General features: G+C 66.0%; 13 protein-coding genes. 5 read left to right on the top strand and 8 right to left on the bottom strand.

Going from position 1 to position 16,885, the window contains the following annotated elements:
• Positions 1 to 487: 487 nt before the first annotated feature.
• The 5 genes from ACODRW_RS16970 (at position 488) to ACODRW_RS16950 (ending at position 6,044) form a co-directional block, all read left to right on the top strand.
• On the top strand, positions 488 to 1,054 hold the full coding sequence (locus tag ACODRW_RS16970) for a fimbrial protein (protein ID WP_488906263.1): 567 nt from the start codon (positions 488 to 490) through the stop codon (positions 1,052 to 1,054).
• Positions 1,055 to 1,118: 64 nt separating this feature from the next.
• Positions 1,119 to 1,850, top strand: coding sequence for a fimbrial biogenesis chaperone (locus tag ACODRW_RS16965; protein WP_488906262.1), 732 nt, complete (start codon positions 1,119 to 1,121; stop codon positions 1,848 to 1,850).
• 23 nt (positions 1,851 to 1,873) lie between these two features.
• Entirely contained in the window at positions 1,874 to 4,288 is a 2,415-nt protein-coding gene (locus tag ACODRW_RS16960) for a fimbria/pilus outer membrane usher protein (protein ID WP_488906261.1), read from the top strand.
• Between the two features lie 33 nt (positions 4,289 to 4,321).
• The gene (locus tag ACODRW_RS16955) at positions 4,322 to 5,314 is read left to right on the top strand and encodes a fimbrial protein (protein ID WP_488906260.1); all 993 of its coding nucleotides are present in this window, start codon (positions 4,322 to 4,324) and stop codon (positions 5,312 to 5,314) included.
• A 415-nt stretch (positions 5,315 to 5,729) separates the two neighbouring features.
• Positions 5,730 to 6,044 (top strand): hypothetical protein, encoded by a 315-nt coding sequence (locus ACODRW_RS16950; RefSeq protein ID WP_488906259.1) that lies wholly within the window; start codon positions 5,730 to 5,732, stop codon positions 6,042 to 6,044.
• An 89-nt stretch (positions 6,045 to 6,133) separates the two neighbouring features.
• On the opposite strand, the gene ACODRW_RS16945 is transcribed toward ACODRW_RS16950, so the two are convergent.
• From ACODRW_RS16945 to ACODRW_RS16910, 8 genes are all read right to left on the bottom strand, one after another.
• Positions 6,134 to 8,368, bottom strand: a complete 2,235-nt coding sequence (locus tag ACODRW_RS16945; protein WP_488906258.1) for a TonB-dependent receptor — start codon at positions 8,366 to 8,368, stop codon at positions 6,134 to 6,136.
• A gap of 460 nt (positions 8,369 to 8,828) precedes the next feature.
• Positions 8,829 to 9,821 (bottom strand): siderophore ABC transporter substrate-binding protein, encoded by a 993-nt coding sequence (locus ACODRW_RS16940; RefSeq protein WP_488906257.1) that lies wholly within the window; start codon positions 9,819 to 9,821, stop codon positions 8,829 to 8,831.
• Positions 9,818 to 10,600 carry an iron ABC transporter ATP-binding protein gene (locus ACODRW_RS16935; RefSeq protein ID WP_227106188.1) on the bottom strand — a complete coding sequence of 261 codons (783 nt, stop codon included), beginning with the start codon at positions 10,598 to 10,600 and terminating at the stop codon, positions 9,818 to 9,820. The genes ACODRW_RS16940 and ACODRW_RS16935 overlap by 4 nt, the downstream gene beginning before the upstream one ends.
• Positions 10,597 to 11,547, bottom strand: a complete 951-nt coding sequence (locus tag ACODRW_RS16930) for an iron chelate uptake ABC transporter family permease subunit (protein WP_107801073.1) — start codon at positions 11,545 to 11,547, stop codon at positions 10,597 to 10,599. The genes ACODRW_RS16935 and ACODRW_RS16930 overlap by 4 nt, the downstream gene beginning before the upstream one ends.
• Positions 11,544 to 12,488 (bottom strand): ABC transporter permease, encoded by a 945-nt coding sequence (locus tag ACODRW_RS16925; RefSeq protein WP_304502822.1) that lies wholly within the window; start codon positions 12,486 to 12,488, stop codon positions 11,544 to 11,546. Before ACODRW_RS16925 ends, ACODRW_RS16930 begins: the two co-directional genes overlap by 4 nt.
• The gene (locus ACODRW_RS16920; RefSeq protein ID WP_107801074.1) at positions 12,485 to 14,254 is read right to left on the bottom strand and encodes an ABC transporter ATP-binding protein; all 1,770 of its coding nucleotides are present in this window, start codon (positions 14,252 to 14,254) and stop codon (positions 12,485 to 12,487) included. Before ACODRW_RS16920 ends, ACODRW_RS16925 begins: the two co-directional genes overlap by 4 nt.
• On the bottom strand, positions 14,248 to 16,047 hold the full coding sequence (locus ACODRW_RS16915; protein WP_227106179.1) for an ABC transporter ATP-binding protein: 1,800 nt from the start codon (positions 16,045 to 16,047) through the stop codon (positions 14,248 to 14,250). The genes ACODRW_RS16920 and ACODRW_RS16915 overlap by 7 nt, the downstream gene beginning before the upstream one ends.
• The gene (locus tag ACODRW_RS16910) at positions 16,044 to 16,613 is read right to left on the bottom strand and encodes a sigma factor-like helix-turn-helix DNA-binding protein (protein ID WP_253314688.1); all 570 of its coding nucleotides are present in this window, start codon (positions 16,611 to 16,613) and stop codon (positions 16,044 to 16,046) included. The genes ACODRW_RS16915 and ACODRW_RS16910 overlap by 4 nt, the downstream gene beginning before the upstream one ends.
• Between the last annotated feature and the right edge of the window lie 272 nt (positions 16,614 to 16,885).

The following is a 16,885-nucleotide window of genomic DNA, read 5'->3' as shown; positions in this document are numbered from 1 at the left end:
GAGCAGGCGCTGGTCCTGGTTGAAGGCGGAGGCGAAGCTGGCGAGCAGGGTGCTGAGGTCCATGGGGCGGTCCTTCGAACTATCCAAAATCAAAACACCCCCAAACCAGCCTTATGCAAAGCCCCCATGGCGACGGGCTTCGACCTGGTCTGCGGATGGGGGCCTTGAGGCGTAATGAGGGTGGAGATGACAAAATTTGAGTCAAAACATTTTAGATAACCGGCACTTAGCGGACAATCCTATAAAATTGCCATTTTCACAAACCTGTCCAAAAGGACAGGTTTAAACTCTTATCAATCCCCATGAGCGGCTTAAACCTTGTTTGCCGATATCAAAAAGTCCAAACAAGAAAAGTTATGACTTGGTAAGAAAAGGTAAGAAGCGCTCAAAGTCAGGCTAAAGACCTGAATTGAATGTGTTTTTATCATGCCGTCTCCACTCAAGGCCCAGGCCAAGCACCTGCGCGCCGCAACCACTGGAGACCACCATGAAACCAAAACACAGCCTGCTGGCCCTGGCGGCCGTCTTTGCCGCCGCGCTTCCGCTGGCGTCTCAGGCCGCCGTCACCCGAACCGGCGCCATCAAGTTCACAGGCAAAGTCACTGCGCCCAGTTGCTCGGTAAACGGCAGCACGACGATGGCTATTCCCGCTATTGATGTCACTCTGGACGAGATATCCATGGACAAGGTGCAAGCCTTGGCGAGCAAACCCAGTGCTCCCAAAAAGCACTCGATAGTAATTGCCTGCACGGGCGCTAAAAATTTGACCGTGTCCCTCAAAGCTCTAAACGGCACCAACACGCTCACAGGCCAAACCAACATCCTGAAGAACACCGCCAGCGGCTCACCGGCGGCTGGCGTTGGCATCGCGCTGTATCAGACGGGAACTGACACAAGCTACAACCTTGTGTCTGGACAACTGCTGAACAAGTCCGCTCCAAGCGCAAGCGAAACCATAACGTTTGATGCCGCTTACGTTACGGACCCGGCAGTTACCCTGATGTCCGCCGGCAACGTACAAGCCGACCTCCCCTTCGAACTGAGCTACGACTAAGCCCTCGCCTCCTCCACCCACAGCGGCGGGTTTCCCGCCGTTGTCTATTTTCAGGGCCTCCATCATGAAAACCCTGCTGCAAGCCGCCGGCTTGGCGGCCTGGCTGGCCATGCCCCACGCCAACGCCGGCATCAGTCTCAACGGCACCCGCGTCATTTTCGACGGCGCGCATCCGGAAGCCGCCGTCACCGTGCGCAACCACGGCGCGGACATCCTGGTGCAGTCCTGGCTGGAAGCGCTGGACGGCGACAAGGCCGAACTGCCCTTCGCCATCACCCCGCCGCTGACGCGGCTGCCGGCCGGGCAGGAGCAATTGCTGCGCATCCTCTACGCCGGCGCCGGCGCGGCCGATCAACGGGAAACCGCCTTCTGGCTCAATGTGCAGGAAATCCCGCAAGCCGCCGGGCAAGGCAATATGCTGCAACTGGCGGTGCGCCAGCGCGTCAAGGTGTTCTACCGCCCGCCGGGCCTGGACGGCGACGCGCTGCAAGCGCCGGAACGCCTGCGTTGGCGGCTGCGGCGCGAGCGCGGCAGCCGCTGGCTGCAAGCGGACAACCCCAGCCGCTACCACGTGACCGTGACCGGCCTGAGCCTGCTGTCCGGCGGAAAATCCAAGGAGATCAGCCGCGCCCGGATGCTGGCGCCCGGCGCCGGCGGACAATGGCCGCTGCCCGCCGACGCCGCAAACGACGCGCGCTTGCGCTACCAAATCATCAACGACTTTGGCGCCAGCCAGGCTTTTGAAGTCCGGCTGCAAGGCGCGGCGCCCGCCCAGCCGCGCCGGCTGGAGCCCTGAGCCGGCCGCCGGACCGCAAGGCGATGAGAAGCAAGCCGCTGACGCCCCCTGCCCGCCGCAGCGCCGCGATCCCGCTGGCCTGCGCCTGCGGGCTGATCGCCTGCGCGCAGGCGCTGGCGGCGGACGCGCCCGTCTTCAACACCCGTTTTCTGAAGCTGGACGGACAGGCGGCGGACCTCAAAGCGGTGCTGAGCGCCGGCAACGACATCCTGCCCGGCCGCTATCGCGTGGACATCCTGCTCAACCGCCAGCTGGCCGACCGCCGCGACATCCTGTTCCGCCAGGAACGGGACGGCAAAGTGCGCCCCTGCCTGGACGCCGCGCTGCTGCGCAAGCTGGGCGTCAAACTACCGCCGTCCGGCCCCGGCGACGAGGCCTGCGTGGACCTGCCCCAACGCCTGGAGCACGCGCAAGCGCGCTACGACTCCACCCGGCTGCAACTTGAGCTTTCCGTGCCGCAAGCCCATCTGCTGCGCCGCGCGGACGGCTATGTCGACCCCTCGCTGTGGGACGCCGGCGTCAACGCCGCTTACGCCAATTACCAATTCAGCGGCCAATACCGCCGGGGCCAGCACGGCCGCGCCAGCCGCCAGTGGTATCTCGGCCTGCAAAACGGGCTCAATCTGGGCAACTGGCGCTTGCGCAACGACACCACCCTCAACGGGAATACCGGCCAAGCGACAGAAATACGCAGCAACCGCACCTTGCTGCAGCGCGACATCACCGCGCTGCGCAGCCAGCTGGCGCTGGGCGAGCAATACACCGACGCCATGCTGTTCGACAGCTCGCGCATCCGCGGCGCGCAACTGAGCCAGGACGACGCCATGTTGCCGGACAGCGAGCGCGGCTACCGGCCGGTAGTTCGCGGCCAGGCACGGAGCCAGGCCACGGTGGAAGTGCGTCAGAACGGCTATGTGCTGCACCGCGCCGACGTGCCGCCCGGCCCCTTCGAGTTCAGCGACATCGCCCCCTCCGGCTCCAACGGCGAACTGGAAATCACGGTGACCGAGGCCGACGGCAGCCGCCGCGTCAGCCATCAAGCCTTCTCCAGCCTGCCGCTGATGCAAGCCCAAGGCCGCTGGAAATACCACGCCGCGCTGGGCCAATACCAGGGCGGCGAAGCGGCCCGTCCCGCGCTGGCCGCCGGCGCGCTGGTTTACGGCCTCAGCGACGACGGCACCGTGGCCGCCGGCTTCCAGCTCTCGCCGCGCTTCCAGGCCATCAAGCTGGGCCTGGGCGCCAACACCCCGCTGGGCGCGCTGTCGCTGGACCTGAGCCAATCCCTCAGCCGCGCCCAAGGCCGCCGCAGCCAGGGGCAAAGCCTGCGCCTGCTGTACCACAAGGCCCTGCCCCGCACCCAGACCCAGCTCACCCTGGCCGCTTACCGCTACTCCACCGCCGGCTATCGCAGCTTCAACGATCATGCGGCGGACCTGGCCCAGCGCGCCAACCAACACCGCGCGCGCGCGCGGATGGACCTCAGCGCCCAACAGGCGCTGGGCCGCGAGGGCCGCCGCGGCAGCCTTTATCTCAGCCTCAGCCGGCAGAATGATTGGGGGCGGCCCGGCGCCAGCCACAGCCTCAACCTGGCTTACAGCCACCGCTGGAAACAATTCCATTACCACCTCAGCCTCAGCCGGAGCCGCGACGGCCGCGGCCAAGGCGACAGCCAGATCACGCTGGGCTTCAGCCTGCCGCTGGACAGCGGGCGACACGCCCCGCAGCTCAGCGCCCAGCTTGGCCGCGACGCCCTGCACACCAGCCTCAGCGGCCAGTTGGGCGAGGCCGACAGCTACACCGTCTCCGTGGGCCGCGACAGCCAGGGCGACGCCAGCCTGAACGCCAGCGGCGTCCATCAGGGCGATGTCGCGCAGCTGAGCGCCGCCTACAGCGCCGCCCGCGGCCATCAGTCCGCCAGCCTGGGCGCCAACGGCGCCATCGTCGTCCACGGCGGCGGCCTCAACCTCAGCCGCGCCGTCGGCGACACCTTCGCCCTGCTGCAAGTGGACGGCGCCGCCGGCCTGAACGGCAACGGCTACAGCGTGCGCGCCGACGCCCAGCCTTATCGCGCCAACAGCCTGAGTCTGGACAGCCTCAAACTGGGCGCGGCGCTGGAACTGGAGGACGGCGTCAAGCAAGTGGTGCCGCGCCGCGGCGCAGTGGTGAAGGCCGTGTTCAAGGCGCGTAGCGGCCGGCGCGTTCAATTCAGCCTGCGCCGCCGCGACGGCAGCGCGGCGCCGTTTGGCGCCAGCGTGGAGGACGACGCCGGCCAACCCTTGGGCATCGTGGACCCGCAAGGCCGGACGTTGCTCTTGCTTAAACAACCGAAAGGCCTGCTGGCCGTGAAATGGAGCGGCGGCGGCTGCAGCGCCCGCTATAAGCTGCCGCCCGCCAAGCCAGGGCGTCATTACCTACGGCTAGAACTGCCCTGCCACTAAGCGCCGCGCTTAATCAAAGAAAAGGATACCCAAATGCACACGCCGCCTACCCGCCGCCCGCTGCTGGCCTGCCTCGTCTTGCTATTGGCGCTGGGGAGTTGCTGCCTCCCAAGCCACGCCGATTGCAAAGTGGTTTCATCAACCATCACTCCAGCGCTTCCCGATCCCTTGGTGATTCCATACCTGGCGCCCGCCGGGCACCTGATCGCCAAGCAGGTGCTGACAACCACGGTCAAATGCGACAAGCGCAGCGCCAACGGCCAACACAACTGGTACGCCTTTTTGTCCTATGGCAACACCGACAACGGCGGCTCATCGCTTAGTGGCGTCAGAAAAACCCAAACTTCCGGCATCGGCATTCGCTGGATAAACAGCAATACCCACTCCGGAAAATCTCAGACCTTCAGCACCACAAGTCTGAACAATGGCCGCACCAATCTACGCGGCATGCCCTTGAACGATACCGTCACCATTACCGACACGATCGAACTGGTCACAACAGGCCCGGTGACCTCCGGTCGGCTCAATCCGGAAAGCCATGCCGTCAACTACAAGAACAAGAAAGGCGGCGATCACGGACAGCCCCTCTACACCTACTCCTTCAATCAGCCCGCCATCAGGGTGATAGGCTGCTCGTTCAAAAACGCCGGCCAAACCGTCCGCCTGCCCGACGCCAGCACCCGAGACTTCGCCGGCGCCGGCCGCACCGGCGATAAGCCGTTCAACATCGATCTGGACTGCGCGCCCGGCACCAGCGTCAGCGCCAAGCTGAGCGACGCCAACGCGCCCGGCGCCGCCGGCACGCTGCTGAGCATTGCCGGCGGGCCTGGCAGCGCCCAGGGCATTGGGCTGGAGCTGCAGCGACAGGGCGAAACCGGCGCCTATACGCTGGGCACCGAGTTCACCAGCCTGGCGGCCAGGCAACAGCACGCACTGCCCATGGTGGTGCGCTACGCCGCCAGCGGCCCCGCCATCCGGCCCGGCCTGGTCAATGCCGCCGCCACCGTGGAGCTGAGCTTTGATTGAGTCCCCGACAATGCAATAAGGCCAGCGGCGCCACCCTGCCCTGCTGGCTGCTGCCCGAACGGTTCACCCTCACCCAGCTGCAACGCACTTAGGAACAGATTTTTGGCGAAACCGTGTCCCGCGGCGCTTTCCTCTCCCGCTTGGGCATCCGTGAAGCGATACGCCCCGCGCCGCGTCTCGCGAAGCGCGGCAGACTTTGAACAGATTCCAAGGCCGGCCCGGCTGTCGTCTTGACGCTCCCGCCTTCCCCACTCAGGCTGCCATGCGCCGCGCCCGACAGCGCGGCCATGAGCCTGCCCGCGTCCTCCGCGCCGCGCAGGCGTTTCTTAGAGCAGATCTTTGTGGAGCTCATAATGAATATATTTAATTTGCACCGGCGGCATCCCCGTTTTGTCACTGTCAGGGAGGAGCGGCCATGAACGCCCAAGCCACCCCGATCCTGCTGCAACTGCAAGACCTGTTGCAAGAGCTGCGCGCCAACGCCCAGGGCCGGCCGGAACTGGAGGCCTTGTGCCACAAGCTGGACCGCCGCTATCTGGAGGTGGACGAGGGCCTGACCCGCAGCGTGCTGCGTTTCCACTCCGCCACCCAAAGCCTGCAAGCGCTGATGTCCTTGCTGCTGAGCTGCCCGGACACCAAGACGCTGAACGGCGAGCAGATCGCGGCGCTGCTGGAGCCGGTGCGGCAGGAGTTGCAAGCCGCCCATAAGCTGATTTGCAAGGTGATGTAAACACGACAACGCCGCGGCGGAAGCCGCGGCGTCGGTCAAACGCCCCGCATGACCGGCAGGGCAAGGCTCAGAGTCCGCGAAGCGGATGCTCAGAACGACACGGTGCCGGACAGCAGGAAGGTGCGCGGCGCGCCCAGGCCGCCGGACAAGCCGCTGCCGTCGCCGCCGCTCCACGAACCCACCCAGTAAGCGCGGTTGGCGACGTTTTGCACCGAGGCGCGCAAGGTGATTTCCTTGGCGGCCAGCTTGGTGGTGTAACGGGCGCCCAGGTCAAACGTGGTGTAGGACGGCAAGGACAGCTGGTTGTTGTCGCGGACGAAGCGCTCGCCCACGTACTGGGCGTTGCCGGTGGCGGTCAGGCCCGGCAGGGCGGCGATATCGTATTCCACGCCCAGCTTGGCCATCACCTTGGGCACGCCGGAGGCCTGCTTGCCCAGGTGCGCCGGGTCCAGCGCCTTGGTCAGCTCGGCCCTGGTGTAAGACGCGCCGCCCATCAGACGCAGGCCGCGGCTGGCCTCGCCCCAGAAGCTCCACTCCAGGCCGCGGTTGCGCTGTTCCCCGTACACGCCGAAGACATTGCTGTCCGGGCTGGTATAAGCGCTGGGCCGGGCGATCTGGAACAGGCTCAGGCTATGGGTGAGGCCGCCCCAATCCAGCTTGGCGCCCAGTTCGTACTGCTCGGTCTGATACGGCTGCAGACTTTCGCCGGCGTTCTTGGCCGTGTCCGGCGCCACGCCGCCCTGATTCAGGCCCTGGATGTAGTTGCCGTAAACCGAGAGCTGGTCCGAAAGCTTGACCAGCAAGGCGGTGGCCGGGGACCAGCGGCTTTGGTCGTAGTTGGAGGTTTGCGCGCCGGCGGCGTCGTAGTTGCTGCTCTGCACGTTCTGACGCCGCGTGCCCACCGTCCACTGCACCTTACCGTCCATGAAGGACAGCGTATCCGCCAGGGCGATACTGCCCAGCTTGTCCTGAACGCTCCTGCCCATATACCGGAACGCCGGCATGGACCCGAAGGACGGCGCATAGTAATTGGTGTTGAAGGTGGGGCCCATTCCATCCCGGTAGCTGCGCTCCGAGGTGAAGCGCGTGGCCGCCAGCGACCACTTATGCTGAATCTTGCCGGTGTCGAAATGACCGCGCACGCCGGCCTCGCCGGATTTCTGCGTGCCCTCGTTCATCAGGCGGAACGCGCTCACGCTGAGGTCGCCGGCGTTATTGAGCAAGCGGTCGCGCGTGATGGTGGCGTCGAAGTCCGCCTTGCGATGGCCATAGGCGCCGTACAGGGTCAGCGCCTCGCTCAGCTCGTATTCGCCGCGCAGCAAGGCCACCTGGGTGGTGTTGGTATTGGTGGCCCAATCCGGCGCAAACTGGTAATCGCCTTTCTTGGGCGTGGGCACTTGGGTCACGCCCGGGGCGATGGAGAAGATGCCGAAGTAATTGATGCCGTCCATCTTTTCGCGCTGCCGGTAAAGGTCCAGCGAGACGCGGGCGCGCTCTCCGCGCCAGTCCAGGCCCAGCGAGGCCAGGTTCATGCCCTGTTTCTGCTTGTCCACCGCGGTGTCGCCGTTGCGGTAAACGCCGTTGAAGCGCACGCCCCACTGCTGCCTGTCGCCAAAGCGCCGGCCCGCATCCACGTGCACGCCGGGCATATTGTCGGATTCATAAGTCGCGGTGACCGAGGTCAGCGGCGTGTTGCCCGCGCGCTTGGGCACGATGTTGACGCTGCCGCCCAGGCTGCCTTCCGGCGGCATGCCGTTGAGCAGGGTGGACGGCCCTTTCAGCACTTCCACCCGCGCCGCCATCTCGGTGGAGCCGCGCAGATTGGGCGCCATGCCGATCAGGCCGTTGAAGGTGATGTCGTTGGCTGAGGTGGGGAAGCCGCGGATATTGAATTTCTCGAGGATGGTGCCCTTGCTGGCCACGTGAACCGAGGGATCGGCGGCGCCGATCAGCGCGCCTATCTCGCGCGCCTGCTGGTTGGCCACATAGTCCTCGGTGTAGCTGATGGTGCTGAACGGCGTGTCCATCACGTCCAGATTGCCCAGCACGCCCACCCGGCTATCGGTGGCCAGCTGGCCGCCGGCGTAGACGCGGCGGCCTTGCACCACCACCGGCGCCAGCCGTTCCGGCGCGCTGTTGCTGGCCTGGGCCGGCGCATTGTCCGCCGCCAGCGCCGCCGGCGCCAAGCTCAGGCCGGCGCCGCCAAAGCCCACCATCAGGGCCAGATGGGTGGCGGCACGCAGCGTATTCAGGGGGAAGGCGGATTGCGGCGCGAGTCGGCGTGTAGTTGATATGGGGGAGGCCGACCGTTTCTGACTCAACATCCAGATTCCTTTCTACGTGAGGAGATTGTTTCACTTCACTATGTATTCCGAAGCAAAGTGCGAAACCCTCAAATAGAAATGAAAATCATTTTTGATAGCACATCGTCAAGTCAACTCGCGCCCAGCTTAGCGCTTGTTCAACGTCTCGCGAGCAAGACCAAAAACCGTTGAGAAAGCGGAATGTGCAAGGGGTAGGAGCATTTTGAACGCGCGCCTCACGACGCGCAGCAGATCATGAAAACTGGTTTCAAGAGCTACCTTGGTGAACATAGAGACCGCTGGTGGGTATCGCCTACGGCTCCTCCCACCCTACACAGGCTTGCTCGTCATCAGTAGGGTGGGAGGAGCGCAGCGATACCCACGCGGAAATCTCTTGAAGGGCCGGGACACATCGGCTGCGCGGTTTTCCGCGTACCGCGCTGGATTTCAAAACACGGCAGTAAAGATCGTAAACCGGCTTTCAGCTGCGATAGCCCTTGATCACCTCATCCCCAATCCGGTTCAGGCAGCTCAGGCTGGCGGTGCACAGATACCAGGTTTCGGCGTCGGCGAAGATCACCTTGCCCTTGCGCCAGGCCTTGGTCTGCCGCAGCAGCGGGTTGTCCAGGGTTTTCAGATTCAGGGCCGGCCGCCGCTCCATCACCGCGGTGCGGTCTATCACGTACAAGATGTCCGGGTCCGCCTGCTGGATGAACTCATTGGAAATGGGCTGGCCGTGCAGGCCGCTATTGGTCTCATTGCTGGCCGGCTTCACGCCCAGGGTGTCGAAGATGTAGCCGTAGCGCGAGCGCACGCCGTAGGAGGTGAAAGCGCCGTTGTTGTGCAGCACGATCAGCGCCTTCTCCGGGCGGCCGGCGGTCACCTCGCGCACCTGCTTGATCTTGGCGTCGATCTCGCCGGCTTTCTCGCGCGCCAGCGCCTCCTTGCCCAAAATCCGGCCCAGGGTCAGCAAATGCTCCTTGGCCGTGTCCAGGGTATGGCCGGGGCGGTTGTTGAGGTCGATGTCGTAATGCAGCGTCGGCGCGATGCGGCTCAGCTCCGGATAGCTCTGCGCCTGCAGCGGGGAGATCAGGATCAGGTCCGGCTTGAGCGCGTGCAGCCGTTCCAGATTGGGCTGGATGGTGGTGCCCACGTCCATCACCTTGGGGTCCTGCTCGTACTTCTTCAGGAAGCCGGCCACATAGTCCTTGGAGATGCCCGCCACCGGCGCGCCCAACTGGTCCAGCGCGTCCAGCTCGCTCATGTCGAAGGCCACCACCCGCTCCGGCCGCTTCTTGATCTGGGTGGTGCCCAGCTCATGCTTGACGGTGACCGGGGCGTAGGCGGCCTGGGCCGCCGGCGCGGCGGCGGCCGCTTCCGGCGCGGCCTGTCGGGCGTCGCAGCCCAGCAAGCCGCCGGCCACGGCCAGCGCCAGCAGGGCCGCGCGCGCGCGCGGCGTCTTATGAATGCTCATACGGTTTCTCCAGTGGGTGAGGGATTGAAGTAATTGCAGACGAAGCCGCGCTCGCTGGGCAGGATGTCCACGGCCAGGCCGTAGAGATCGCGCAGCCGCGCCTGGGTGACCACCTCGGCCACCGGGCCGCAGCCATGCACCGCGCCCGCCTTCATCGCGACGATGTGGTCCGAGTAATTGGCGGCGAAGTTGATGTCGTGCACCACCAGGATCACGGTGCGGCCTTGTTCCTCGCTCAGCCGGCGTATCGCCTGCATGATGCGCACCGCGTGCTTCATGTCCAGGTTGTTGAGCGGCTCGTCCAGCAGCAGGTAGTCGGACTGCTGGGCGATGCTCATCGCCAGAAAAGCCATCTGCCGCTGACCGCCGCTGAGCTCATCCAGATAGCGGGCGCGCAGCGGCTGCAGGCCCAGGAAGGCCAGCGCCTCGTCCACCGCGCGGCGGTCGTCCCGGCTCAGCAGGCCCTGGCTGTAAGGGAAGCGGCCGAAACCCACCAGCTCCTCCACCGTCAGGCGCAGGCCGATATTGGGGTGCTGACGCAAGGTGGCCACGCGCTTGGCGTAGCTGCGCAGCGGAATCCGCTCTATCTCCTCGCCGTCCATCAGGATGCGGCCGGCGCTGGGCTTCAACAGCCGGGCGACGGACATCAGCAGCGTGCTCTTGCCGGCCCCGTTGGGGCCGATCAGCGAGGTGACTTGCCGGGAGGGAAAACTGAGATTGACGTCGCGCAGCACTTGTTTGTCGCCGTAGGCTTTGTAGACGCGCTCAAGCGTGATCATGCATGTCCTCTGCTGCGCACCATCAGCGCCAGGAAATAAGCGCCGCATACCAGGTTGACCAGGATGCTGACGGTGGTTTTGTAATTGAACAGCTGCTCCACCAGGAGTTGGGCAGCAATGAAGATGGCGATGGCGACGGCGCAGGCCAGCGGCAGCGTGACCCGGTGCCGGAAGGTGCGCGCCAGCGCGTAAGTGATGTTGGCGACGAAGACGCCCATGAAGGCGGTGGGCCCCACCAGGCTGGTGGACACCGCCGCCAGCACCGCGATCAGCGCCAGCTGCATGCGCACATTGCCGGGGTAATCCACGCCCAGGGAAATGGCCTGCTCGCGCCCCAGCAGCAGCACGTCCAGCACCGCCAGCCGCCGGCGCACCAGCCAGGCCGCGGCCGCGGTCAGCAGCGCGGCGAACAGCAGCGCCCCGGGCTGAACCCGGTTGAAGGAGGCGTAGCTGAAGCCCTGCAGGATGGCGAACTCGCCGGGGCTGGTCTTGAGCTGGATGAACTGGGTGAAAGTGCCCAGCACCATGGTCAGCACCAGGCCGCTCAGCAACAGCAGATAGAGATCGTTGCGCTCCTTGCGGAACAACGCGCGATGCAAGGCCCAGGAATAGGCCAGCATCACCGCGATGGACAGCAACGCGTTGCCGTGACGGCCCAGCAGCGCCAGGCTTTGCGCGCCCAGCAGCAATACCAGCAGCGCCTGCAGCAATAGGTAGATCGCCTCGTAACCCATGATGGCCGGGGTCAGGATGCGGTTGCCGGTCAGCGTCTGGAAGGTGAGCGCGGACACGGCGATGCAGACGCCGGCCACCCCCATCGCCGCCAGGCGGATCAGGCGGTTGGGAATCACGTAATCGAAATCCAGGCCGGAGCCCAGCAGCAGGAACGCCAGCGCCAGCGCCGCCGCCAGCGCCCAGACGCCGCGGCGGATCAGGGCGTCCCTCATTTGTGCTTCCATAGAATCATCATCAGGAACAGAACGCCGCCCACGCTGCCCGCGGTCAGGCCGATGGGCACTTCAAACGGGTAGATCAGCAGGCGGCCTATGATGTCGCAAACCAACATCAACAAGGCGCCGCAGGCGGCGACGATGGGCAGCGTGCGCTGCAGGTTCTCGCCCCAGCGCAGCGCCACCAGATTGGGAATGACCAGGCCGACAAAGGGAATGGCGCCCACGGTGATGACGGTGGCGGCCACCGTCACCGCCACCAGCACCAGGCCCAGCGCCGCGGTGGCCGCATAGCTCAGGCCCAGGCTGGCCGCCATCTCCTCGCCCATGCCCAGCACGGTGAAGCGGTGGGCGTAGCAATACGCCAGCGCGACGATGGGCAGGATCAGGTAAACGATCTCGTAATTGCCTTCGACGATCTTGGAAAAATCGCCCAGCAGCCAGCCCTGCATGCTTTGCAGGATGTTGTGGCGGTAGGCGTAGAATTCGGCCACGGCGCTGAGCACGCTGCCGTACATCAGCCCTATCACCGGCACCAGCACGGTGTTCTTGAACTGGATGCGGCGGATGATGGCGATGAAGACCAGGCTGGAGACAAAACAGAAAGCCAGCGCGAACAGCATCCGCCCCAGGTTGCCGGCCTCCGGGACCAGGCTCAGCCCCACCAGGATGCCCAGCTTGGCCGCGTCCAGCCCGCCGGAGGTGGCCGGCTCCACAAAGCGGTTGCGCACGATCTGCTGCAGGATCACCCCGCACACCGACAGCCCCACCCCCACCAGCAGCAACGCCGCCAGACGCGGCAGCCGGCTGGCGGTGAGGGTCAGCCAGCTGTCGTCGGACAGGGCCAGCGGCCCGGTCCAGGCCATCTGTTTGGCCCCCACCATCAAAGACAAGCCGCTGCAGGCCAAGAGCAGCAGCGGCAAGGCGAGTCGTTTCAAGACAGGGCCTCTGCGGCCGGCGCCGCGGTGATGCGCCAGCCTTTTGCGCTTCTGCGCTGCTCCAGGAAGTGGGCGTAAAGACCCGCGCGCGCGCTCAGCTCGGCATGGCTGCCTTGCTCGCGCACCTTGCCGTCCTCCAGCACCACGATCTGGTCCGCCATCTCCACCGTGGACAGCTGGTGGGCGATGACGATCAGGGTGCGCTTGCCGCGCAGCCGGGCCAGCGCCTCGGCGATGGCGGCCTGGTTCTCGGTGTCCAGCGCCGCCGTGGCCTCGTCCACCAACAGGATGGGCGCGTCCTTGATCAGCGCGCGCGCAATGGAGATGCGCTGGCGTTCGCCGCCAGACAAGCGCGCGCCGCCCTCGCCCACCGGCGTGTCCAGGCCCTGCGGCAGGCGTTCGATGATTTCCTCCACCCCGGCCAGCCTGGCCGCCGCCAGCACTTCGGCGTCGCTGGCGTCCGGCTTGCCGATGCGGATGTTGTCGCCGATGCTGCCCTGGAACAGATAAGCGTCCTGGAAGATCTGGCTGATCTGGCCGGCCAGCCGTTCGCTGGACAGATCGCGGACATCCACGCCGCCCACTTTCACCTCGCCCTGGTCCACGTCGAAGAAGCGGGCGATCAGGCGCAACACCGTGGTTTTGCCGGAACCGGACGCGCCCACCAGCGCCGTCATGCTGCCCGGCGCTATCCGCAGGCTGAGCTCGCTCAGCACTTGCACCTGTTCCGGCCCGTAGCGGAAGCCCACCCGGTTCAACTCCACCGAGGCGTCCGCCGGTTCGCCGGAACGGACCGGCTCGGCCATGGGCTCCACCTCGAACAGCTTGGCCACCGCCTGCAGCTGGCCGCGCGCGCCGCGCAGCACCTCGCTATAGCCGGCCACGTCCAGCAGCGGGTCGATGAAGCGGCTCATCAGCATCAGCGCCACCAGCGCCGGAATCACCGTGGCCGGGGTCAGACCCAGGCCGGCATGGTCGCTCAGCCACAGCGCGGCCACCAGCAGCAGCGCGGCGAAACTGGCCTGCACCGCCCAGACGTTGAGCACCGAGGACAAGGCCGACAGCCGGATCAGGCGCCGGCCGGAGCGCTGCTGCTGGGCGATGGCCTGCTCCAGGAAACGCGTGCCGCCGCTTTCGCCGTTGAAGGCGCGCAGCACCGATTGCGCCTGCGCGAACTCCACCATGCGCTGGCTGCTCTGGCCGGCGTGCTGCTGATAGGCCTGGTCCGCGCGCTGGCTCAGCCGCGCGGTCAGCCCAAACACCAGCAGCAGGCAAGGCAGGCTGGCCAGCCCCACCCAGCCCATCAGCGGATTGACGGCGAACAGCGCGCCCAGCACCACCACCGGCGTCACCACGCCGACAAACAGCGGGGTGAACACATGGGCCGGCAGTTGGGCCATTTCCATCATGCCCTGGGTGGCGATGTGATTGAGCCGGGCGGTGTTGCCGGCGCTGAACCAGCCCACCGGCAGGCCGCCGACATGCTCGGCCAAACGGTGGCGTCCGCCTTGCAGCACGGCGATGCCGACGGCGATGCCGGCTTTCTCCACCTTGCGCCGCAAGCCCCAGCACAGCGCCACGCCCAGCGCCTGCGCCGCCAGCCACGCGCCGGCCGCGCGCGCCTCGCCGGCCAGCAGATGGCTGAGCACCGGCGCCAGCATCACGATGGTCACGCCGCACAGCAGGCTGTAGGTCAGCGCCAGCCACGCGTAACGGCGCAATTTGGCCGCGTCCTCCCCCAGCAGCCGAATAAAAGTCTTCAACATTGCGGCACCAATCCTTCCTGTTCTGCTTCTCCGGCCTTGCCGTAATGACCCTGCGCCCACAGCCGCGCGTAGCAGCCGCCCTGTTCCAGCAACTCATGGTGCCGGCCGCGCTCGATCAGCCGGCCCTTGTCCACCACCAGGATCTGGTCCGCCTGCATCACCGTGTCCAGCCGGTGAGCGATCACCACCAGGGTGCGGCCGCGGGCGAAGGCGGACAGCGCCTGCTGCAGCTTGACCTCGTTTTCCGCGTCGGCGGCCGCCGTCGCCTCGTCCAGCACCAGCACCGGCGGGTCCAGCAACACCGCGCGGGCGATGCTCAGCCGCTGGGCCTCGCCGCCGGAGAACTGCACGTCCTCGCCGATCACCGCGTCGTAGCCGCGCGGCAGTTCGAGAATGCGATCATGGATATTGGCCATGCGCGCGGCTTCCTCGATTTCCGCCTGGCTGGCGGAAGGCCGGCCCAGCGCGATGTTGTCGCGCACGCTGGCGTGAATCAGGCGCACGTCCTGCAGCACGAAGCCGATGCGCCGATACAGCTCCGCGCTGTCCAGCTGCCGCAAATCCACGCCGCCCAGGGTGATGCGCCCGGCGCTGGGATCGAAGAAGCGCAGCAGCAGCCGCGCCAGCGTGGACTTGCCTGCGCCGGAGGGGCCGACGATGGCCGTCACCGTGCCCGGGGCCAGCGTGAAATCGATGCCGGACAGCACCGGCTCCTGCTCGGAATAGCCGTAACTCAGCCCTTCCACGCGGATTTCGGCGTCGGCCGGCCGCGCCGCGCCGGCGGCGGTTTCCAGCACCGGGGTCTGCAGCAGCGCGTGCACGCGCTGGGCCGCGCCGGTGGCGTGGTTCAAATCATGAGTGATGTAGCTCAGCATCAAGAGCGGCGAGCTCAGGCCCGGCGCCACCAGGGCGAAGGGCAGCACGTCCACCGGGGCGATCCAGCCCAGGCCCACCATCAGCGCGCCGAAAGCCAGCACCACGCCCAGCACCGACACCGGCGCGATGATGGCGTTGGCGTTGGCCATCGCGCTGACCAGCGGCCGGGTGAAATCGGTGAAGGCGCTGGCGAAGGCGTCTATCGCCGCGCGGTAGCTGCCGTGCGCCTTGTGCTGCGCGCCGAAGGCCTTGACCACCGGAATGCCGTTGACGAACTCCACCACCGCGTTGTTGATGCGCGCCATGCCGGCGCCAAAGCTCTCCATATTGGCCGCGCTGGCCTTGTGCGCCCGCGCGAAGAACAGGAAGAACAGCGGAAACGGCAGCAGCGAGGCGATGGCCATGCGCCAGTCCATCGCGAACAGATACGCAATGGAAGCCAGCACCGCGCCCGCGCTGCGCCCCAGCGTGGTGTAGAAATGGGCGGTCAGGCTGTGCAGGGTGCCGATATCGTCGTGCATCGCCTGCTTGACCTCGCCCGAGGCGCGGCTGGTGAACCAGCCCAGCGGCACCTTGGCCAGCCGGCGGGTGATGGCCAGACGCAGCAGGCCGGTGATGCGGTTGTCCGCCAGATGGGCCACCACGTCGCCGGCCAGGATCAGCGTCATGCCGGCGAACAGGCAAAGCAGGCTCAGGCCCACCACCCGCCACAAGACATCGCCGCCCAAGGCGGCCGCGCCCTGGCCCAGCGCCAGCTGCGCGATATGGGCGACGCCGGCCAGCGGCGCCAGGCTCAGCATGGACCCCAAACCCGCCAGCAAGCCGGCGGCGATCAGCCGGCCGCGTATCGGCGCCAACACGCGGGCGATAGGCCCGGCCGCGGCCGCCTCTCCCAAAACCTCTTCCTCAACACTCATGACAACTCCTCTACGACACGAATTAATGAATGCGGCTTGCACGCGCCCTGCCCCAGGCCGGCCTCCACGCTGCGGCGGCAAGCCTGCAGGCCGAGCGCGACGTATTTCTCCACCGACGACACCGACACCTGCAGCTCCGCGGCGATATCGCCATAGCTCATGCCGTTGAGCCGGGACAAGAGCAGGGCCTGGCGCACCTTGAACGATTTGCCCATCAGCGCCAGGTCCACGCCCTTGATCTCCTCCTTCACCAGCGCGCGCGCCTCTTCCGACTGCGCGCGCGGCTCCGGCTGCAAGGCCTGGCTTTCCAGATAACGGGCCTCCAGCCGGCGGCGGCGCAGCAGATCAATCACCTTGCCTTTGGCGATTTGCGCCAAATGGCAGCGCGATTCGTCCGCCGGCGGAAGCCGGCCTTTCTGGATGAGGTGCAGGTAAATGTCGTGAGCCAGCTCCGTCGCATCGTTCGGATTGCCCAACTTGCGCTGCAACAAGCCGCACAGCCAGCCGTGGTGATCCAGGTACAAGCTCCGCAATTGCGACTGAAAAGTGATCGGGCCATTGTCCACGCCCCTCTCCTTTTCACTTGTATTTGCAAATGATAATCATTTTTATTATTATCACCGACATTGTCAATACGTCATACAAGACGTAATCAACCAATGTCCTTTGCATGAATTATGCCGAAAAGCCAGTTTACGGCCGCCGGGCATGACGCATAAGCGCCCCCTCAGCCCGATGGGGCCATGACTGACACGGCCGGAATCCCGCGCCTGCCATGCCGTAGACATCTCATCGCAAGAACCCGCCGCACGCATTCCCAGGGCCGTCATCCCCCCGA

The sequence above is a fragment of the Chromobacterium sp. FG89 genome, assembly GCF_057808735.1.
The sequence above is the reverse complement of the archived record's forward strand: the minus strand, read 5'-3'. Positions and strand labels throughout refer to the sequence as shown.

Bases quoted from the DNA above. Each gene is read 5' to 3' on its own strand.
- ACODRW_RS16970 (WP_488906263.1), top strand. From the start codon at position 488: ATGAAACCAAAACACAGCCTGCTGGCCCTGGCGGCCGTCTTTGCCGCC.
- ACODRW_RS16965 (WP_488906262.1), top strand. From the start codon at position 1,119: ATGAAAACCCTGCTGCAAGCCGCCGGCTTGGCGGCCTGGCTGGCCATG.
- ACODRW_RS16960 (WP_488906261.1), top strand. From the start codon at position 1,874: ATGAGAAGCAAGCCGCTGACGCCCCCTGCCCGCCGCAGCGCCGCGATC.
- ACODRW_RS16955 (WP_488906260.1), top strand. From the start codon at position 4,322: ATGCACACGCCGCCTACCCGCCGCCCGCTGCTGGCCTGCCTCGTCTTG.
- ACODRW_RS16950 (WP_488906259.1), top strand. From the start codon at position 5,730: ATGAACGCCCAAGCCACCCCGATCCTGCTGCAACTGCAAGACCTGTTG.
- ACODRW_RS16945 (WP_488906258.1), bottom strand. From the start codon at position 8,368: ATGTTGAGTCAGAAACGGTCGGCCTCCCCCATATCAACTACACGCCGA.
- ACODRW_RS16940 (WP_488906257.1), bottom strand. From the start codon at position 9,821: ATGAGCATTCATAAGACGCCGCGCGCGCGCGCGGCCCTGCTGGCGCTG.
- ACODRW_RS16935 (WP_227106188.1), bottom strand. From the start codon at position 10,600: ATGATCACGCTTGAGCGCGTCTACAAAGCCTACGGCGACAAACAAGTG.
- ACODRW_RS16930 (WP_107801073.1), bottom strand. From the start codon at position 11,547: ATGAGGGACGCCCTGATCCGCCGCGGCGTCTGGGCGCTGGCGGCGGCG.
- ACODRW_RS16920 (WP_107801074.1), bottom strand. From the start codon at position 14,254: ATGTTGAAGACTTTTATTCGGCTGCTGGGGGAGGACGCGGCCAAATTG.
- ACODRW_RS16915 (WP_227106179.1), bottom strand. From the start codon at position 16,047: ATGAGTGTTGAGGAAGAGGTTTTGGGAGAGGCGGCCGCGGCCGGGCCT.